Genomic DNA, 18805 nt, shown 5'->3' with positions numbered 1-18805 from the left:
CGCTTCAGCGAAGCTGCTTGCGCAAGGTGTTGCGCGTCAGGAAGGCCAGCACCACCACGTACACGCCGAGGATGGCGCAGTCGCGTGCGATCAGGGGCCAGTCGTTGCCGGCCAGGAACAGGCTCTTGATCAGCGCCATGAAGTGGGTGGCGGGCAGGATCTGGCTGATGACCTGCACCACCACCGGCATGTTGCGCACGTCGAACACGAAGCCCGACAGCATCAGCGCCGGCATGAAGCTCGCGAGCAAGGCCATCTGGCTGGCCTCGAACTGGCTGCGCGTGACACCCGAGATCAAGAGGCCCAGCAGCAGCGACACCACCAGGTAGAGCAGCGAGGCGAAGAAGATGACCGCGAGCGAGCCGCGCATCGGCACCTCGAACAGGAACTTCGCCGCCAGCAGGCAGAACACCAGGTCGATCGCGCCCACCACGAAGTACGGCGCCACCTTGGCCAGCACCAGCTCCAGCGGGCGCACCGGCGTCACGAAGAGCGATTCGAGCGTGCCGCGCTCCCATTCGCGTGCGATGAGCAAGGAGGTGAGGAATGCGCCGATCAGCGTCATCACCAGCACGATCAGCCCCGGCACGAGGTACCAGGTGCTGGTGCCCGATTCGTTGAACCACATGCGCTGGACCACGGTGACACCGGCACGCGGTGGCGCGGCCCCGCTGCGATCGGCCTGGTGTGCCGCCCATGTGGCGAGGGCGCCACCCACGTAGCCTTCGACGCTGGAGGCGGTGGTGGAGTCGATGCCGTTGACCCAGAGGTCCAGGCGCGCCTCGCCCGCGGCGAGGCGGCTCGAGAAATCGATGGGCACACGCAGGATGGCCACCACCTCGCCCCGCCGCATCAACTGCTCGGCCTGCGCCACGCTGGTCGTGAACACCGGGGCGAGGTAGGGTGTTCCCTGCAGGCTGGAGACCACGTCGCGCGCCGTGGGCGAGCTGTCTTCCATCACCACGGCCACTGGCGCATCGGTCACGTCGAACGAGAGGCCGTAGCCGAACAACAGGATCAGCACCACCGGCAGCAGCAGACCCACCGCCAGGTTGCTGCGGTCGCGCAGCATCTGGCGCATCTCCTTGCGCAGCAGGGCGACGAGGCGCTGGCGCGTGCCGCTCATGCGGCCTCCCGCACCGTGGTGTGCGAGCGCCGTGCGCGCGCCTGCTCGACGATGGCGATGAAGGCGCTGTTCATGTCACCGCCATCCTCTCTTTCGTTGTCACTCTGCGCCTGCTCGCGCACCTCCTGCGGTGAGCCCAGCACCAGCAGCTCGCCGGCGTCCTGGATGGCGATGCGGTCGCAGTACTCGGCCTCTTCCATGAAGTGCGTCGTGATGATGATGGTCACGCCGCGCTGGGCCAGGGCGGTGATCTGCCGCCAGAAGGCGCGCCGCGCCAGCGGGTCGATGCCGCTGGTGGGTTCGTCGAGAAACAGGATCTCCGGCTCGTGCAGCAGGCCGGCCGCCATCGCGAGGCGCTGCTTGTAGCCGCCGGGCAGCTCGCCGCTGCGTGCGCGTGGGTCGAGGTCGAACTCCTGCTCGACGGCGTCGATGCGGGCTCGCAGGGCCTGGCCGCGCAGGCCGTAGGCCCCGCCGAAGAACTCGAGGTTCTCGCGCACCGACAGGTTGCTGTAGAGGGCGAACTTCTGCGACACGTAGCCGATGCGGCCGCGCGCCTCGGCCCGCGCGGTGCGCAGGTTGAGGCCTGCCACCTCCAGGTGGCCGCTGCTCGCCGGCAGCAGGCCGCACAGCATGCGAAAGGTGGTGGTCTTGCCGGCGCCGTTCGGGCCGAGCAGCCCGAAGATCTCGCCGCGGCGAACCTCGAACGAGGTGCTGGCGACGGCGGTGAAGTCACCGAAGGTGCGCACCAGGTCTTTCACCTTGATCACCGCTTCGTCGTCCGCCGGCTTCGCTTCGGCAGGGGCCGCCTCCGGGGCCGTGCTGGCGCCTTGTGGGTGGTGCTGCTTGAGCAGCATCATGAAGGCGTCTTCCAGTTCTTCGGCACGCGGCTGCGGTGGGGTTCCGGCGAGCAGCGCATCGAGCGAGCCGGCATCGGCCTCGGGCTGGCGGATGAAGCGCACGGCGCCGCCCTGCGGCACGGCGTCGATCACCAGCGCGTCCGCATCGATCAACCGCGCCTGCAGTTCGCGCGCGGGGGTGTTCGCGGGCGGCCGGGCCACGAAGGTCAGGCCGCGCGCCCGCGCGCGCAGCGCGTCGGGCGGGCCCTGGTCGAGCACGCGGCCCTGGTGCATCACGTAGACCTGGGCGCAGCGCTCGGCCTCGTCCATGTAGGAGGTGCTGACGATGACGCTGAGCCGCTCCGCATCGACCAGCTGCTGCACGATCTGCCACAGGTCGCGCCGCGACAGCGGATCGACACCCACGCTGGGCTCGTCGAGCAGCAGCAGGTCGGGCGAGCGGACCAGCGTGCAGGCCAGGCCGAGCTTCTGCTTCATGCCGCCGGAGAGCTTGCCGGCCGGCCGCTCGGTGAAGCGTTGCATGTCGGTCATCTCGAGCATGCGCGCGAAGCGTTCGCGGCGCACCGCCTGCGGCACGCCGTGCAGGTCGGCGTAGAGGTCGAGGTTCTCCTGCACGCTCAGGTCTTCGTAGAGGCCGAAGCGCTGCGGCATGTAGCTGATGCGGTCCTGCACGGCCTGCGGGTCGGCCGCGACGTCGATGCCGAGCACGCGCAGGCGCCCCGCATCCGGTGGCAGCAGGCCGGCGACCATGCGCAGCAGCGTGGTCTTGCCGGCGCCGTCGGGGCCGACGATGGCGGTGAGCGCCCCGCTGCGCGCGGTGAGCGAGATGCCGTCCACGGCCTTCAGCGTGCCACCGCCAGGTGAAGCGAAGGCCTTGCTCAGGCCCTCGGCCACCAGCGGGCTGGTGGCCTCGCCCGCCGCGCTGGCCTCGCTCATGAGGCCCGGTCGAATGCGAGCCGCACGGTCGCCGGCTGGCCCAGTCGCAACGCGTTGCCCGGGTCGTCGACCAGCACCCGCACCTCGTAGACCAGCCGGGTGCGCAGCTCCGCGGTCTGCACGGTCTTGGGCGTGAACTCCGCGACCGAGGAGATGTAGCCCACCTTGCCGGCGATCGATTGACCGGCCTGGCTGTCGACGAAGACCTGGGCCGCCATGCCCGGTTTGACCTGCCCGAGCCGCGTCTCGGTGACGTACACGCGCACCCACTTGGGCTGGGTCAGCGCGAGCGCGTAGGCGGGGCGCTGGGCCGTGGCCATGTCGCCGGGCTCCAGCAGGCGCGAGCGCACGACGGCGTCGCTCGGCGCCTTCAGTTCACCGAGCGCGATCTGGTGCTGCAGCAAGGCGAGCTGGGCGCGCGAGGCATCGAGCTGGGCCTGCGCGCGCGCGACGTCTTCGGCACGGGCGCCTTGCTGAGTCAGTTGCAGCACGTCGCGCTGCTCGGCCACGCGCGCCTGCGCCACGTTCATGGCGCTGCGCGCCTGGTCCAGGCTCTGGGCGCTCACGCCGCGCCCCTGCGTCTTCGCGTTGATGTCTTCAAGCCGCGCGAGGTCGTGCCGCGCCTGATCGGCCTGCACCTGCACGGCCGACACCCTGCTGCGGGCCTGCGCGATTTCTTCGGGGCGCGCGCCGTTCTTCAGGCTGAGCAGCGTCTGCCGTTGCGCCTCGATCTGGTGTCGGGCCTGATCGGCCTGCAGGGCGAGGGTGCGTGTGTCGAGCGTGGCGAGCACGTCGCCGGCCTTGACCTGCGCCCCTTCGTCCACGCGCATCTGCGCCACCCGCCCGCTGCCTTCGAAGGCGAGCGATACCTGGCGGATGTCGACGTTGCCATACAGCGTGAGGCCGCTCGCGTCGGCGGTGTCGCGCGTGCTCCACCAGTAGGCGCCGCCGGCGAGGGCGGCAACGGCGAGCACAGCAGCGGCGATCAGTGGCTTCTTCATGCGCAGACCCCTCGGGCGCCCAGTGCGGCATGTGGCGGCACAGCGCGAATTAGTTTAAATTCACTTTAACGTATGGCACGTGCAAACTCAACCGCCACCCCCACGCGAAAGACAGGGTCACGCCGCGCCGGTGCGCCGCGTACAACACGTGCAACGCGCTCCGATGGCGAGCAGACCCGCGCGCGCATCCTCGAAGCCGCGGGCCGCCTCTTCGCCAAGCTGGGCTATGCCGAGGCCACCGGCAAGGAGATCGCGGCCAAGGCCGGTGTCGATCTCGCCTCCATCAACTACCACTTCGGCAGCCGTGCCGGGCTCTACCAGGCCGTGCTCGTCGAGGGCCATCGGCGCCTGATCAGCCTGGACGTGTTGCTGCAGCTCGATCGCGAGGACCTGCCTGCGCGCGACAAGCTGGAGCGTGTCTTCACCATGCTCATCGAGGCGGCGAAGAGCCGCTCGGCCTGGCAGGCGCGGCTCTTCGCGCGCGAACTGCTGTCGCCTTCGTCTCACCTCAAGGCGGCGTTCAAGGAAGCGGCGCTACCCAAGATCGCCGTGGTGGTGAAGATCCTGAGTCAGATCACCGGCATACCGCCGAGCGACCCGGCGCTCGTTCGATGCCTCATCAGCACCGTGGCGCCTTGCCTGATGCTGATCATGGCCGGCGGAGGGTTCCCTGGCCCCTTGGGCAAGCTCGGGGGCATGTCGGCTCAAAGCCTGGTCGAGCACCTTCACGCTTTCGCCCTGGGCGGGTTGGACGCCGTCGCCCGGCAACAGTCGGCTTAGCGAATCAGGCCGCCCCGGGCGGTCGCCGGAGAGAAAAGCACGGTCGTTCGACCGCTCCGATATGATGGCCTCGCTGTCAGCGGCGCGTCAGGTTTGCGCGCGCCGCCTCGGGAGCGACGACACAACTCGAACAAGGGAAGCAAGCCACATGCATCGCATCGTGATCGTGGGGGGTGGGGCGGGTGGTCTGGCCCTCGCTACGCAATTGGGCAAGCGCCTGGGCCGCAAGAAGCTGGCGCAGGTGACGCTGGTCGATTCGGCCCGCACCCACGTGTGGAAGCCGTTGTTGCACCAACTGGCCGCGGGCAGCTTCGACACGCACGCCGAAGAGATCGAGTACCTGGCGCAGGCACGCTGGAACGGCTTTCGCTTTCGCCTGGGCAGCCTGGTGGGTGTGGACCGTGCGGCCAAGACCATCCAGCTGGCCGCGAGCTACGACGAAGCCGGCCTGGAGATCACGCCCGCGCAGGAGCTGGGCTACGACACGCTGGTGATTGCCGTGGGCAGCCAGACCAACGATTTCGGAACGCTCGGCGCGGCGCAGCACACCATCAAGCTCGACAGCCCCAAGGCCGCCAAGCGGTTCAACGAGCGGCTCATCAATGCCTGCATCCGTGCGCAGAGCGTGCCGCGCCAGGCTGGCAGTGGGCGCCTTACGGTGGCCATCGTCGGCGGTGGCGCGACCGGCGTGGAGCTGGCCGCCGAGTTGCACGCGTCGGCGCGCATGCTGGCCAACTTCGGCCTTGATCACATCCACCCTGAGAAAGACCTGCAGATCGTGTTGGTGGAAGCCGCGCCGCGCCTGCTCTCGCAACTGCCCGATCGCCTCAGCGAATCGGCCGTGCGCGAGCTGCGCAAGCTCGCCATCGAGGTGCACACGAACGAGAAGGTGGTCGAGGTCACGGCCGAGGGCCTGAGGATGGCCAGCGGCAAGGTGATCGGATCGAACATCACGGTGTGGGCGGCCGGCGTGAAGGCGGCCGACTTCCTGAAGGGCATCGGCGGTGATGCGCCGCTCGAAACCAACAAGCTCAACCAGCTGGTGGTCGATGGCAACCTGCGCAGCACGCGCGACGAGCACATCTTCGCCTTCGGCGACTGCGCGGCCTGCCAGCAACCCGACGGCACCTGGGTGCCGCCGCGTGCGCAGGCGGCGTATCAGCAGGCGATGTACCTCGTGAAGGCGCTCCCGAAGCTGATGCGCGGCGAGCCGGTGGTGCCCTTTGTCTTCAAGGACCAGGGCTCGCTGGTGTCGCTCTCGGAGTATTCGTCGGTCGGCAGCCTGATGGGCAGCCTGACGCGCGGCAGCCTCTTCATCGAAGGCCGCCTCGCGCAGATCATGTACTGGTCACTGCACAAGCAGCACCAGTTTGCGCTCGGTGGTGTGCGCAAGACGATGCTGATCACGCTGTCGGAGATGCTGGACCGCACCTACCGACCCCGGATCAAGCTTCATTGACGGCCCCCCAGTCGCTGCGCTCCTGCCCCCAAGGGGCGCCCGCCTGGCGGACCGGCAAAGCCTGCTCCGCGGACGTTGCTTGATGGTGCGCTTGCTTCGCTCGCGCTTCAGCGTGCAAGGTAGCCGCCATCAACCGGCAAGGCGTGGCCTACGATGAACGAGGCTTCGTCCGAGCACAGGAACACCACCGCACGCGCGATGTCTTCGGCCTCACCCAGTCGCCCGATCGGGTGAATCTGGTCGACGTGCTGCTGACGGCGCGGGTCGCGCTCGATGGCGCGCTCCATCATGCCGGTGCGAATGACGCCCGGGCACACGGCATTCACGCGGATGCCCTTGCGGCCGTACTCGACACCCGCCGACTGCGTCATGCCGACCACCGCGTGCTTGGTGGCACCGTAGATCGGCTGGCGCGGTGCAGCGCCCACACCGCCGATGGAGGCGGTGTTGACGATCGCGCCGCCACCACCCTGCTTGAGCATCTGCTCGATCTCGTGCTTCATGCACAGCCACGTGCCCTTGATGTTCACGTTGACCAGGCGGTCGAACATCTCTTCGCTGGTCTTGTGCAGCGGCTCGTGTTCGAGGTCGAGCGCGGCGTTGTTGAAGGCGATGTCCAGCCGGCCGTAGTGAGCCACCACCTGCGCCACCATTGCGGCCACCTGATCGGGGCTGGAGATGTCGGTGCCGATGGCGATGGCATCGCCACCCGCGGCCTTGATCTCGTCGGCCACCGCCTGTGCGGCGCCGGTGTGGATGTCGACCACCGCGACCTTAGCGCCCTCGCGCATGAAGGCGAGCGCGGTGGCGCGGCCGATGCCGCCTGCGCCGCCCGTGACGAGCGCGACCTTGCCGTGCAGCTTGGCGCTCATTGGGTCAGCCCAGAGCGGGGTAGTCGGTGTAGCCGTGCGGGCCTTCGCCGCCGTAGAGCGAGGCGTCTTTATACGGCTTGTTCAGCGGCTGGTTCTCGCGAAAGCGGCGCGGCAGATCGGGGTTGGTGATCATCCAGCGGCCGAAGGAGACCATGTCGGCGCGGCCTCTCGAGATGGCTTCGTCCGCCATCTCTTTCGTGTAGCCGTTGTTGAGCATCCACACGCCTGAGTACAGGCGGTGCAGCGCCTCGTAGTCGAAGGGTGCGTTGTCGCGCGGGCCACCGGTGTGGCCTTCGACGACGTGGATGTACACCGGGTGCAGCTTCTCCAGCTCGCGCACGACGTGCTCGAACAGCGGCTGCGGATCGGGCTCGTTCGAATCGTTCACCGGCGACACCGGCGAGAGGCGGATCGCCGAGCGGTCGGCGCCGATCTCGCCGATAACGGCGGCCATCACTTCGAGCAGGAAGCGTGCGCGGTTCTCGATGCTGCCGCCGTACTGGTCGGTGCGCTGGTTGGAGCCGCGGCGCAGGAAGGCATCGACTAGGTAGCCGTGCGCGCCGTGCACCTCCACGCCGTCGAAGCCGGCCTTGATGGCATTGGCGGCAGCGGTGCGGAAGTCGTTCACCACGCCGGCGACTTCTTCGGTCGTGAGGGCGCGCGGCTCGGTGGTGGGCACGAAGCCCTCACCAATGATGTAGGTCTTGCCGGCGGCCAGGATGGCCGAGGGCGCGACCGGCTGCTGGTTGTCGGGCTGGAAGCGGTGGTGGCCGATGCGGCCGGTGTGCCACAGCTGCACGAAGATCTTGCCGCCCTTGGCGTGCACCTCGTCGGTCACCTTCTTCCAGCCGGCGATCTGCTCGGGCGTGTGCAGGCCGGGCGTGGCGTCGTAGCCCTGCGCCGTGGCCGAGACCTGGGTCGCCTCGGCGATCACCAGGCCGACGCTTGCGCGCTGGCTGTAGTAGTCGGCGGCGAGCGGCGAAGGCAGGTTGCCGGCGGCGGCGCGGTTGCGTGTGAGCGGCGCCATCGCCATGCGGTTGGCCAGTTCGATGCGGCCCAGCTTGATGGGCTGGAACAAGGCGTCGGTGACGAAGGAATCGGTGGGTGTGCCCATGGTGTGTGCTCAGCGAGACGTGGTGGGGTTGAACGAAGAAGGCCGCGCGAGCTGATCGAAGATGAGTGCGATCGCATCGCGCAGCGGCTGGGTGGTGTGCTCGACCTTCATGCGCAGCAAGGCGCCTTCCCACGCGGCCCAGGCCAGGGCGGAGAGGGCGGTCGGATCGATGTCGGAGCGGATCTCGCCGCTGGCTTGTGCTGCCGCCACCAAGCCGGCGAGGCGCTCACGCCAGGCGAGTTGCGCCACCAGCAGGCCTTGCCGGCAGGCGTCGCTGGTGAGCGCGAGTTCGGCGGCGAAATTGCCGATGAGGCAACCGGCGTGGCAATCGGCCCGCTCATGGTGGCGCGTCATCTGCGTGAACACATGGCGGATGGCCGCCATGGGCTCCGCGGGGGCGCTGGCCATCATGCGTTCCCACGACGCCTGCATCTGCTGTGCGTAGCGCGTGACGATCTCCGCGGCATACGCCTCTTTGCTGGCGAAGTGGTTGTAGAACGATCCCTTGGGCACACCCGCGTGGTCGGTCAGTTGCTGCACGCCGGTGGCGTGGTACCCCTGGCGCAGAAACAGATCGAGCCCGGCGGCAAGAAGGCGCTCGGGAATGTCGGTCGGGTCGGCGGTGCGGGGCATGCGCCGAAGAATATGACCAGTCGTCTTGGGGTGGCTGTCACCTCGGTGACGAGCGTGCCGGGTCATTGTTCCTTGCAAATGAAGTCGCGGAGAGACAAAGCTGCACGGGCCGTTGTGTCTTGTGCTGCATGACGACCGCGCGAGATGTTCATGACGCAACAGTTGATTGGCAACATGCTGGGGGTCTGGCGCTCAGGCGTCGCCGTCGAGGCTGCAATCCTCCAGGCTGCAGGCGTCACCCGGAACCAACGAGGCCGCATCACGTTACTGGACCGCCCAAGGCTCGAGTCGATGTGTTGCGAGTGCTATGCGGTGGTGAAGCGCGAGACCGACCGTCTGCTGCCCAGGCACTCGCAGGGCTGAATGCTCAGACGGGTGCCTACGGCCCTGTGGAGGGAGTCACTAGTTCGAAGCCCCACCCACATCCGGATAGGGAGGCACCAACCCAGACCGCGCGAGCGCACTACAGACTTGGAGCAGGAGTTCGAGGTTCAGTTGCTCTGGGTCCCTGGGCACCAAGTCATAGTGGCATAGCGTGCCGATCAATTCGCCTTCAGGCTCGAAGATTGGGATGCCGCAGTACGACTGCACCGCATCACGCGCGGGGTGGGAGATGGTCCGTGGGTCCAACAGCGTGTTCGCGGCGACGAACGAGTCGCCACTTTCACGCACGTAGCAGCAATAGGTCGCGGTGTCCGGCACCTGCCCCGCTTGAGTCACCGTTAAGTCTTCGCGATCAATGTGCACCGCGGACGTGGCCTTGCCATCCTTGAAGCGAAAAATGCTGATGAAACGATATTCGGAGCGACGCAGCACGGCGTACAGCGCGGACCGAATGCCGTCAGTCTCCAACAAGCTGCTGAAAACATTGAAGGCCGAGGTCGTTGAGTCTGGTGCGCCGCCACCCGGAATCGCGACACGTGCCGGAAGGAATTCGCCTGCGCGGGCCGCTGCAACAGCCCGTTTGAGGTCCCTGAGGCCTTCTTCATACTTCTCGAGCTTCGACATGGCTTGCCAATTCTGCTTTGTCCAGAGCGATAGCGTCCGGCGCGAAGGGCTCATGGTACTGGTCCGCCGCCAAGTCAGAGTTGAAATGCCCGTGCTTTGCCCGCGGTGCCTTGGAGCGACAGAAAACCCCCCCAGCGGAAGGTACAGAGGGCGACGTGGGATGCAACATGGTCATCATCAAGATGCAGCGTGCATCGAAACATGGCTCGGACGCACCAGGCCTTGCTCGACGACAACGCCACTGCATTGAATGCCTTAGAGGGTTCCGCTTTTAAGTTCGAAGGCAGTTCATCAGCTCCTGACCGCGCCGCAGCGGACACAAACTCCGACGCGCTCGCACGCCTGCAAGAACGCGAGCGCCGTTTGCAATTGGACTTGTCCTCCGGGCGCGGCATTGGGACCTGAGGCTGGGAGGTCCCCAACGACCGCGTTGTCTCCGACGAGCGGTTCGCACGGCTCTACGGTGTCGACCCGGAGAAAGCGCGGCGCGGAGCACCCAACAAGGTCGCCAGCAGTCCGTGCTGATCGCCCGCTTTCGGCCATTAACGGCTATCGACGAGCGGCAGCTACGGAACGTCCTGTCGCTACCGCAATCCGGTCGAGTCTGCTCCATCATGCGCTGGCGGAAGCGTGCCACAGCCATGGCCTCCGACAGAACGTAAACTTTCGTCAATCCGCGCGCAAGCGGCATGTTGGCCGAGCAGAGTTGTTATGGGTATGAAGCCACCCGAAGCGCCAACCGAGGCGAAAGCATGCAGCGCAGCAACCCATAGAAGCGGTCGGGCACCTCATAAGGAACGCCCTGGAGAACCTATGGGTCGACTTTCTGGATGAGCACGTATATCAGTCACGGTGCCGCCGCGCCCGGAACCCTGGCACTAGTCGCAGCGGCAGAGGTCGCGACTCAGATTGAACGCGTTGCTGCTTGCCGCGCGACTTAGGCTAGGTAGTCACTGAGTAAATAGGGGGCGCAGAACGCGCCTCGACATGGCAGGTTGGCTACAGCGTGCACGCTGCATAGGGAGGAAAGGTGAATGGCGGATACCAAGCCAACGATGAAGATGCCCGAACTCCTGGTCTTCGCCAGGACGTTCGTCGTTGGCTTGGTTGGCGCTGAGTTCTGCAGGGCGGCCTACTACCTGGGGACCGCATTCGCGCCGGCAGTGGATGATCTGGATGTCTGGGCAAGAGGCAGCGCGGTTCTCGCCGGACTGGCGATCTGTGTGGTCTACGCGGTGAATCGTGGCGCACACACCGCCGTCGTACAAATGGGTCGGAGCATCCGTCTCGACCTACTCATAGCAGTTTGTCTTGGGGCTTGGGCGAACGAGTTGACCATGCCTTGGCCTTCCAAGTTTCACGCTGCCTTGAAGGCTGCAAATCCGCATTGGGCACCAGTTGCTCTTCTGCTGCTCTCCACGGTGCTGTTGTCGCCGCTCGTTCAGCGTCATTGGCCGAGGAAACGGCAGACCGCCTCGCAGCTCCAGTTCCTTGCGGACGAGGAAATCGGGCGCGAGACGGACGACTTGCTCTCCAACGAGTCACAAGCGAAGTCGTTCGCGGAAACCGTCATCGCGAGCGGCGCTCACGCAGGATTGGTGTTCGGTGTGGATGGACCCTGGGGCGTAGGCAAGACAAGCTTCATCAATCTTGCCGAACGCTACTGGGAGCAAGCCGCGGACAAGGTGATTGTTTGTCGGTTTGAGCCCCTTCGATACGCATCCGAGCCAGATCTCGCTGATCGCTTGATTCGCGACCTGTCCGCCGCGATTCAGAGCAAGGTCTTTGCACCCGAGTTCCGTCCCGCGGCCTCCCGATACTCTCGGCTCATCAAGGGTAAGGCTGACGTTTCGTTCCTGGGCTTCAAGCTCTCGCTGGAGCCTTCCCAGGAAACGGTCGATGAGTTGCTCGACGACATTGACGAGGTCCTTCGACGTATCGGTCGACGTGTGATCGTAGTCATCGACGACCTGGATCGTCTCGACGCGAAGACCGTCAACAACGTCCTATTCGCAACGCGACGCACCTTCAAGCTGTCGCAAGCGACCTACGTTCTTTGCTATGACACCGAGGTACTGGCCGGTGGCAAAGAGGAAGGATCCAGGGCGCGTGAGTTCCTTGAGAAGTTTGTGACAGTCAAACTGAGCCTGTTCGTGGACAGCTCCAGCATCCGCAACTTCTTGCAACGCGACTGGGAGAAGAGCGAAAGCCAGCTCGGGTCCGTGCCATCGGACACGATGTTGAAGCTTGGTGCCGTTCTAAATGTGCTAGCGGAAATCTTGAGCGGTGATCTTGCCGCCAAGTACCTGCCTTTGCTCGGTGATCTGCGCAAGGTCAAGCGCTTCATCAACGCGATCTTGCTCATGCAGATTGAGAAGACCAATCTGGGCCGGACCGACTTCAACAAGCGTGACCTCATCAATTTGATGCTGCTGCACCTGAACTATCCAGGGTTGTTCAGGCGCATATACGCCGAGGAGACAGAGGGGCGCAGTGGTACTTTCTCGATTCGGCGCAAGTACGACGAACCAGATTTCAAGAACGCCGATGGTTTTGCAGAGGTCAAGGAAGAGCACCCAGGTTCTGCCAGGTTCTTGCTGGAGCAGTTGTTTGACGTGGAGGTTTTGGACCTGGGCGACGGGCGCAACATTGAAGAGTCCGTTCTTCGGTCTCGGGCGTGCTTCAACAAGGGCGATACCAGAAACCTGGAGGGCTTTCTGAAGCTCATCGTTCGCTTTGCCACGCCGGAGCCGCAGGAGACCTTTGTTCTCTACCAAACAGCGGTAGATCGGGTTCGCAAGGGTCGGTCAATTGTCTCGGTTCTCGCGGAGGCTGAGTTTGGCCTGGAGCGAGCAGAGACCGCACACGACCAGTTCTGGCGGGTACTGGTCAATCAGGCCCACGAGTTCACCAGCTCTACCGCAGAAGACGCCATCGAAACGCTCGTTGAGTACCTGCCACGCTACTCGTCGTTTGACAACGATGACCGTGGACTGCGGCCGAGGTCTATCTACTCGCTATTGCGGCTGATGGATCGCGCGGGCTGGGGCCGTACTGCGGGCCGGCGACGCGTGAACAGTCCGGAGAACGTCATCGAGATCGCGTGGCGCATCTTTGGCGAGCACGCCTTCGTTGGAAGAGGCCTGCTGGAGCGGCTTGCTAGCCCAGACCGCGGCGTTCTGGGTTGGAACGACCTTATGCTCTTCAGGTTGCAGTGCTCAGCGGATCGCGGTGGCCAGTTGTACAACCTGCACACTGCGCTCATCGTCCACCAGGACATGTCTGCTCCAAGGTCCGGGTTGGTCAGTCAGTTGGCGCTGATGGGGATGAGGACGTTGTCTCAGCAGGTCTTCGCGCACTTCAAGCGCACTTACATTGAGAGCGGACGGAACTTCTTCGCTGAAGCGCGTGAAGTGTCTGTCGATGCGTTCCTCGGTCAGGCATTTGTTAATCTTCATGAGCAGGCTTCGCTCGACCCCGCATCCGAGCACGGCGATACAACGATTGCCCGTCGAATTGCGGCCGCACGGTCCGCTGCCGCGTCGTTCGTCATCTATCAGCTCAGCAATTCGCTGCCCCCGAATGGCTCTGGTGTTGGATGCGGTTACTACGATGAAAGCGGTGCCGAAGACGGCGGCGGCATCTCCATGTTGATGAACGAGTACGTCTTTGGCTTCTGCTTTAGCCCGGCCGTCGACGTTAACAACGCGCTGCTGTTTATTGACCATTGCCTCGCCCACTTGAGCAGCCCGTTCCATACGGGGCGAGACGAAGGGGGCTATGTCGCAACCAAGTCTGGACTACCAGGCGGGTTGGATCCGAAGGCTGTGGGAAGGTATTGGCTGACGCATGGCGATCACGTTCGGGGGCTGGCCCTCAAAGACAGCGGGCGATGCGTCTTTATGCCTAGTTACACAGCCTTCTATCGTGACGATCTCGATGGGGTCTTTGCTGTGCTGGATGAACTGGCTGGGGAAGCAACTCCAAGCCCTGCTGGATAGTGAAGCCGGAGGCAGGTTGTCGCGCGCTCCTCGAAGCGGATTGCGAGGCTGGCCCCTGCGATGACGCCGCGGGTCCGATCGTCGATCAAGGGGTGCTTCGGCACGCCAATTGGACGGCCGCTCCAGCGCTGCGTATTCAAAACAGCGAAGGTCCGCTTTGGGTCGCGTGCGTGAGTAGGTGACCGACAAGAGCTGCCGTTCGAGCGCCTATCGAGCCTGCAGCGCGTCTCGCGAAACGAAGGTCAGCAACCCCTTCGGAACCGGTTGCTCGCTTGGCACCTGCCCGCGCGAGCGGATGACTGGCAGGTGACCTTGACTACGCCTACGAGGCTCGGCGCCGAACTACCGCAACCGCTGCGGAGCGGTCATCCCACCAGCTTGCGATCTGCTTGAGCAGTCGAGCTCTCACCATGTTGTCGACTTTGCGTGTTGCTGTGGCCGAACTGCCACGTTGCGAAGCCGCATGATTGCTGAGGGGCTGTTTTCGACTTTATTTGCAAGGAACAGCCGGGTCAGGTCATCCACCGCTTCGTGGCGTCTTCGACCACGGCCGACAGCGGCAGGCCGACCTGACGGCGGCTGCGCAGCCAGCTCGCATCGTTGCCCTCGAAGAGGGTGTCGCGGATCAGGTTGCTGGCCTCGAGCGCCTGCAGATCGAGCGCGTGCTCGTCGACGCGGGCAAGTGTGCGCAGGATGTCGTCGCGCAGCTTCAGGCGCTGCTTGGTCTTGGGGTCGACGATCTCGCCATCGAGCCCGAATCGGCAGGCCTGGAAGCGGTTGAAGGTGTAGACGAGGTAGTCGTCTTCGGTGGGCTCGAAGGGCTTTTCTTCGCGCAGGTAGCGGCAGATGCACTGCAGGTAGCAGGCAAGCGCCGCGGCCTTGTCGACACTGAGCGGCGTGTCGCACACGCGAAGCTCGATGGTGCCGAATTCGGGCTTGGGGCGGATGTCCCAGTAGAAGTCTTTCATCGACTGCACGACGCCGGTGCTCGTCATCTTGTCGAAGTACTCGCCGAAGCCGTCCCAGGTGGTGACGAAGGGAGCGCGGCCCGACAGCGGAAAGGCGAACACCGAGTTCAGGCGCGCGGAATCAAAGCCGGTGTCCACCCCTTGCACGTAGGGCGACGAGGCGCTGAGCGCAATGAAGTGCGGCACATAGCGCGACAGCGCATGCAGGAGCCACAGCGCGGTGTCGCCGTTCTCGCAGCCCACGTGGACGTGCTGGCCGAACACGGTGAACTGCTTGGCCAGGTAGCCGTACAGCTCGCTGATGTAGTGAAAGCGCTCGGTCGGGTAGATCTGCTGCTCGCTCCAGTGCTGGTAGGCGTGCGTGCCACCGCCGGCGATGCCGATGTTGAGCTTTCGCGCGGCACGCGAGAGCTGCTGCTTGAGGTCGGTGAGCTCGGCCAGCAGCGGGGCGTGCTGGCGCTGGATGGAGGTGCCGATCTCGATCATGCTGCGCGTGATCTCGGGCTTGACGTCCCACGCACCCGGGTGCTTGTCGAGCTCGCGCAGCAGGTCTTGCGCCTGCGGCGAGAGGTCGTGGTCGTGCATGCTGACGAGCTGCAGCTCCAACTCGACCCCCAGGGTCAGCGCTTCGGAAGAGGTGAACTCGGCCAGTGACATGTCAGGTTTCCTTGGCCAGCGGAGGCGGGCACTCGCCGGCCAGCGAGGTCAACGACCACTGCGTGAGCAGCGGACCGATCAGGTGCATCACGGTGGTGGCGATCAAGAGCGCCTGCAGCATGCTGCCGGTCACGCCGGGCAGTTGCGACGTCCAGCCGAACGTGTCGGCCGCCAGCAGTACGGCAAGGCTGCTCATGGGCTGAAGTGCCAGCGTGAGCGCCATCGACTGCCGCCACCCCAACGCGCTCAGGCGCGCGAGCACGGCGACGGCGATGCCCTTGCCGACGAAACGTGCCACCAGGATCATCAACACCCACGGCCAGAGTTCGAGCATGCCGTCGAGCGTGAACAACATGCCAAGCGCGATGAAGAGCAGCACCGTCAGCACCGCACCGGCCGAGCCGAGCTGAGGCTCGACCGTGAGCGCATGGCCCATGCGCGAGCGCGCCACCATGCCGGCCACGAGCAGCGCAAGCAGTGGCGAGAGCTTCCATTGCGCGGCCAGCATCGCCGCGAGAATCACCAACGCGATCTGCAACACAGGCGTGGCCGACGCCACACCGCGCAGCGGCTGCGACAACTTGGCGAGCACCCAGCCTGCGGCCACGCCGAGCAGGAACGAGCCGCCGACCACGAACACCGCATCGGCGGCCACGGGCAGGAGCTCCGAGCTGATGCTGTTGGTGTCGGCCGCGGCCAGCACGCGCCACACCTTGAGCGCGATCATCGTCAGGGCGCTGTTGACGGCCGTGATGATCAGCAGACGTTCGGTCACCTGCCCGCGTGGGCGCAGCTCATGCACCAGCACCAGGGTGATGACGGGCGAGGTCGACATCGCCACCGCGCCCGCGAGCCACGCCGACGTCAGCGGCACACCCAGCGAGGCCAGCCCGGCAGTCACGCACAAGCCGGCCAGTACGCCTTCGAGCACGCTCGTGAGCGCGAGCCAGGGGTTGTCGAGCAACCAGCGCGGTCGAATGCGGCTACCCAGTTCAAACACGAGCACGCCGATGGCGAGGTCGATGAGGGGCTTCCAGGGGTCGAGGTCCGTGCGTTCGAGCAGGCGCAACGCGAGCGGGCTGGCCAGTGCGCCGGTGATCATGTGGCCCACCATGCGTGGCAGGCGCAGCTTGCGGTGCAGCAACTCGGCCAGGCCGACGGCCACCAGCATCACGAGCGCGAAACCCAGCACGGGATCGGCGCCGCGCAAGCCGTCGAGCGTCCACAGCGGGGCCGCGCCAGGGGCGGAGGATGCCGGTGAGAACCAAGTCTCAAGCGCAGTCATGAAGGGCATGTAGGTGGTTTCGAGCATGCGCCGGTCCGTGAAAGAGCGGCGCATGGTAGCCGAGGGCATCCGGCGTGCCGGGCTGTCCCCGTGTGTGACCGAGGGGCATATCTTTATGATCCGCCCCTCGTGGACGCGGCCCGCTTGAAATCATCGCGGTGGCCCCCATGTCCTTGCGCGCCCGGCTTTGAAAGCCAGCTTGTCAGACCTACCAGACACCATGCAAAAGCAAACACTTTCCTTCCAGGCAGAGGTCCAGCAGATCCTGCATCTCGTCACGCATTCGCTGTACTCCAACAAGGAGATCTTCCTGCGTGAACTGGTTTCGAACGCATCAGACGCCTGCGACAAGCTGCGTTTCGAGGCGCTGAACAACGCAGCGCTGTACGAAGACCAGCCCAGCCTCGAAGTGCGCGTGAGCTACGACAAGGCCGCGCGCACGATCACCATCCGCGACAACGGCATCGGCCTGTCGGCCGAAGAGGCTGTGGCCAACCTCGGCACCATCGCCAAGAGCGGCACGCGCGAGTTCATGAGCAAACTCGAAGGCGATCAGAAGAAGGACGCTCAACTCATCGGCCAGTTCGGCGTGGGCTTCTACTCGGGCTTCATCGTGGCCGACCGCATCACGGTGGAGTCTCGCCGTGCCGGCCTCGCGCCCGAAGAGGGCGTGCGCTGGAGCTCCGACGGCAGTGGTGACTTCGAGGTCGAAACCATCACCAAGCCGCAGCGCGGCACCGACGTCATCCTGCACCTGCGCGAAGGCGAGGACGAATTCCTGAGCACCTGGAAGCTCAAGTCCATCATCAGCAAGTACTCCGACCACATCTCGCTGCCCATCCTGATGCAGAAGGAAGAGTGGGACCCGGAAAAGAGCGAGCAGACTCTCAAGCCCGACGAATGGGCGCCCGTGAACAAGGCCGCGGCGCTGTGGACGCGCAGCAAGAGCGACATCACGCCCGAGCAGTACGACGACTTCTACAAGCAGATCAGTTACGACTCCGAAGCGCCGCTCGCCTACACGCACAACCGCGTCGAAGGGCGGAGCGAATACACGCAGCTGCTGTACGTGCCGGCCAAGGCGCCGTTCGACCTGTGGAACCGCGACAAGCGCGGCGGCGTGAAGCTCTACGTGAAGCGCGTCTTCATCATGGACGATGCCGAGGCACTGATGCCGGTGTACTTGCGCTTCGTGAAGGGCGTGATCGACAGCGCCGACCTGCCGCTCAACGTGAGCCGCGAGCTGCTGCAGGAAAGCCGCGACGTGAAGGCCATCCGCGAAGGATCGACCAAGCGGGTGCTCGGCATGCTGGAGTCATTGGCCAACAGCGAAGACGAAGCCGAACGCGCGAAGTACGCCGCGTTCTGGAAGGACTTCGGCGCCGTGCTGAAGGAAGGCGTCGGTGAGGACCACTCGAACCAGGAGCGCTTGGTGAAGCTGTTCCGCTTCGCGTCGACACACGCCGACGAGGGTGTGGCACTGGCCGACTACGTATCGCGCATGAAGGAGGGCCAGGACGCCATCTACTACGTCACGGCCGACACCCTGGCCGGCGCGAAGAGCAGCCCGCAGATCGAGATCTTCCGGAAGAAGGGCATCGAGGTGCTGCTGCTGACCGACCGCGTGGACGAGTGGATGCTCAGCCACGTCTTTGAGTTCGAAGGCAAGGCGCTGCAAAGCGTGGCCAAGGGCGCGGTCGATCTGGGCACGCTGCAGGACGAGGCCGAGAAGAAGCAGGCCGAAGAGACAGCTACCGCGTTCAAGCCGGTGCTCGATCGCCTGAAGGAGGCGTTGAAGGACCGCGCGAAGGACGTGCGCGTAACCACTCGCCTGGTCGACTCACCTGCCTGCCTGGTCGTCGACGAAGGCGACATCAGCGGGCACCTTGCGCGCATGCTCAAGCAGGCTGGTCAAGCGGCGCCCAAGTCGCTGCCTACGCTGGAAGTGAACGCCGAGCACACGCTCGTGAAGCGGCTGGAGGACAGTGCGCACTTCGACGAATTGGCCCACATCCTCTTCGACCAGGCGCTGCTCGCCGAAGGCGGCCAGCTCGAAGACCCTGCGGCTTACGTGAAGCGCGTCAACGCTTTGCTGACGGCCTGACCGC

13 protein-coding genes and 1 pseudogene are annotated in these 18805 nt (G+C 65.3%); 5 read left to right on the top strand and 9 right to left on the bottom strand.

The annotated features are described in order from the left end of the window. Positions 1 to 4: 4 nt before the first annotated feature. From AC1KAR_RS06840 to AC1KAR_RS06830, 3 genes are read right to left on the bottom strand one after another with little or no spacing between them, the layout of a single operon-like run. On the bottom strand, positions 5 to 1126 hold the full coding sequence (locus AC1KAR_RS06840) for an ABC transporter permease (protein ID WP_480315823.1): 1122 nt from the start codon (positions 1124 to 1126) through the stop codon (positions 5 to 7). Continuing rightward, on the bottom strand, positions 1123 to 2919 hold the full coding sequence (locus AC1KAR_RS06835) for an ATP-binding cassette domain-containing protein (protein ID WP_480315821.1): 1797 nt from the start codon (positions 2917 to 2919) through the stop codon (positions 1123 to 1125). The genes AC1KAR_RS06840 and AC1KAR_RS06835 overlap by 4 nt, the downstream gene beginning before the upstream one ends. Next, the gene (locus AC1KAR_RS06830; protein WP_480315819.1) at positions 2916 to 3920 is read right to left on the bottom strand and encodes an HlyD family secretion protein; all 1005 of its coding nucleotides are present in this window, start codon (positions 3918 to 3920) and stop codon (positions 2916 to 2918) included. The genes AC1KAR_RS06835 and AC1KAR_RS06830 overlap by 4 nt, the downstream gene beginning before the upstream one ends. Positions 3921 to 3992: 72 nt before the next feature. On the opposite strand from AC1KAR_RS06830, the gene AC1KAR_RS06825 reads away from it, so the two are divergent. Both AC1KAR_RS06825 and AC1KAR_RS06820 read left to right on the top strand, forming a co-directional pair. Then, positions 3993 to 4700: a TetR/AcrR family transcriptional regulator gene (locus AC1KAR_RS06825; protein ID WP_480315817.1), complete on the top strand. Its 708-nt coding sequence runs from the start codon at positions 3993 to 3995 to the stop codon at positions 4698 to 4700. A 148-nt stretch (positions 4701 to 4848) separates the two neighbouring features. Continuing rightward, complete coding sequence (locus tag AC1KAR_RS06820; protein ID WP_480315815.1) at positions 4849 to 6159, top strand: NAD(P)/FAD-dependent oxidoreductase; 1311 nt, start codon at positions 4849 to 4851, stop codon at positions 6157 to 6159. A gap of 107 nt (positions 6160 to 6266) precedes the next feature. Here the strand turns inward: AC1KAR_RS06820 and AC1KAR_RS06815 are convergent, their stop codons facing one another. From AC1KAR_RS06815 to AC1KAR_RS06805, 3 genes are read right to left on the bottom strand one after another with little or no spacing between them, the layout of a single operon-like run. Next, the gene (locus AC1KAR_RS06815) at positions 6267 to 7031 is read right to left on the bottom strand and encodes an SDR family oxidoreductase (protein WP_480315813.1); all 765 of its coding nucleotides are present in this window, start codon (positions 7029 to 7031) and stop codon (positions 6267 to 6269) included. Positions 7032 to 7035: 4 nt separating this feature from the next. Then, positions 7036 to 8145 carry an alkene reductase gene (locus tag AC1KAR_RS06810; protein WP_480315812.1) on the bottom strand — a complete coding sequence of 370 codons (1110 nt, stop codon included), beginning with the start codon at positions 8143 to 8145 and terminating at the stop codon, positions 7036 to 7038. 9 nt (positions 8146 to 8154) lie between these two features. Next, positions 8155 to 8778, bottom strand: a complete 624-nt coding sequence (locus AC1KAR_RS06805; RefSeq protein ID WP_480315810.1) for a TetR/AcrR family transcriptional regulator — start codon at positions 8776 to 8778, stop codon at positions 8155 to 8157. A 141-nt stretch (positions 8779 to 8919) separates the two neighbouring features. On the opposite strand from AC1KAR_RS06805, the pseudogene AC1KAR_RS06800 reads away from it, so the two are divergent. Further along, positions 8920 to 9141 (top strand): annotated as a pseudogene (locus AC1KAR_RS06800) (helix-turn-helix domain-containing protein); the annotation flags it as partial. A 39-nt stretch (positions 9142 to 9180) separates the two neighbouring features. Here AC1KAR_RS06800 and AC1KAR_RS06795 read toward each other — a convergent pair. Further along, positions 9181 to 9786: a GAF domain-containing protein gene (locus AC1KAR_RS06795; RefSeq protein WP_480315808.1), complete on the bottom strand. Its 606-nt coding sequence runs from the start codon at positions 9784 to 9786 to the stop codon at positions 9181 to 9183. A 1034-nt stretch (positions 9787 to 10820) separates the two neighbouring features. On the opposite strand from AC1KAR_RS06795, the gene AC1KAR_RS06790 reads away from it, so the two are divergent. Continuing rightward, entirely contained in the window at positions 10821 to 13787 is a 2967-nt protein-coding gene (locus tag AC1KAR_RS06790; RefSeq protein WP_480315806.1) for a KAP family NTPase, read from the top strand. Between the two features lie 512 nt (positions 13788 to 14299). Here AC1KAR_RS06790 and AC1KAR_RS06785 read toward each other — a convergent pair. Together AC1KAR_RS06785 and AC1KAR_RS06780 are read right to left on the bottom strand one after the other, a co-directional pair. Next, complete coding sequence (locus AC1KAR_RS06785) at positions 14300 to 15412, bottom strand: YbdK family carboxylate-amine ligase (protein WP_480315804.1); 1113 nt, start codon at positions 15410 to 15412, stop codon at positions 14300 to 14302. Position 15413: 1 nt separating this feature from the next. Further along, positions 15414 to 16724, bottom strand: coding sequence for a cation:proton antiporter (locus AC1KAR_RS06780; protein WP_480315802.1), 1311 nt, complete (start codon positions 16722 to 16724; stop codon positions 15414 to 15416). 193 nt (positions 16725 to 16917) lie between these two features. On the opposite strand from AC1KAR_RS06780, the gene htpG reads away from it, so the two are divergent. Then, complete coding sequence (gene htpG, locus AC1KAR_RS06775) at positions 16918 to 18801, top strand: molecular chaperone HtpG (RefSeq protein WP_480315800.1); 1884 nt, start codon at positions 16918 to 16920, stop codon at positions 18799 to 18801. Positions 18802 to 18805: the final 4 nt, after the last annotated feature.

It is taken from the genome of Piscinibacter sp. PDB1-1 (assembly GCF_056675995.1).
Note: the sequence above shows the minus strand (reverse complement) of the source record. Positions and strands in the feature narration are given on the sequence as shown.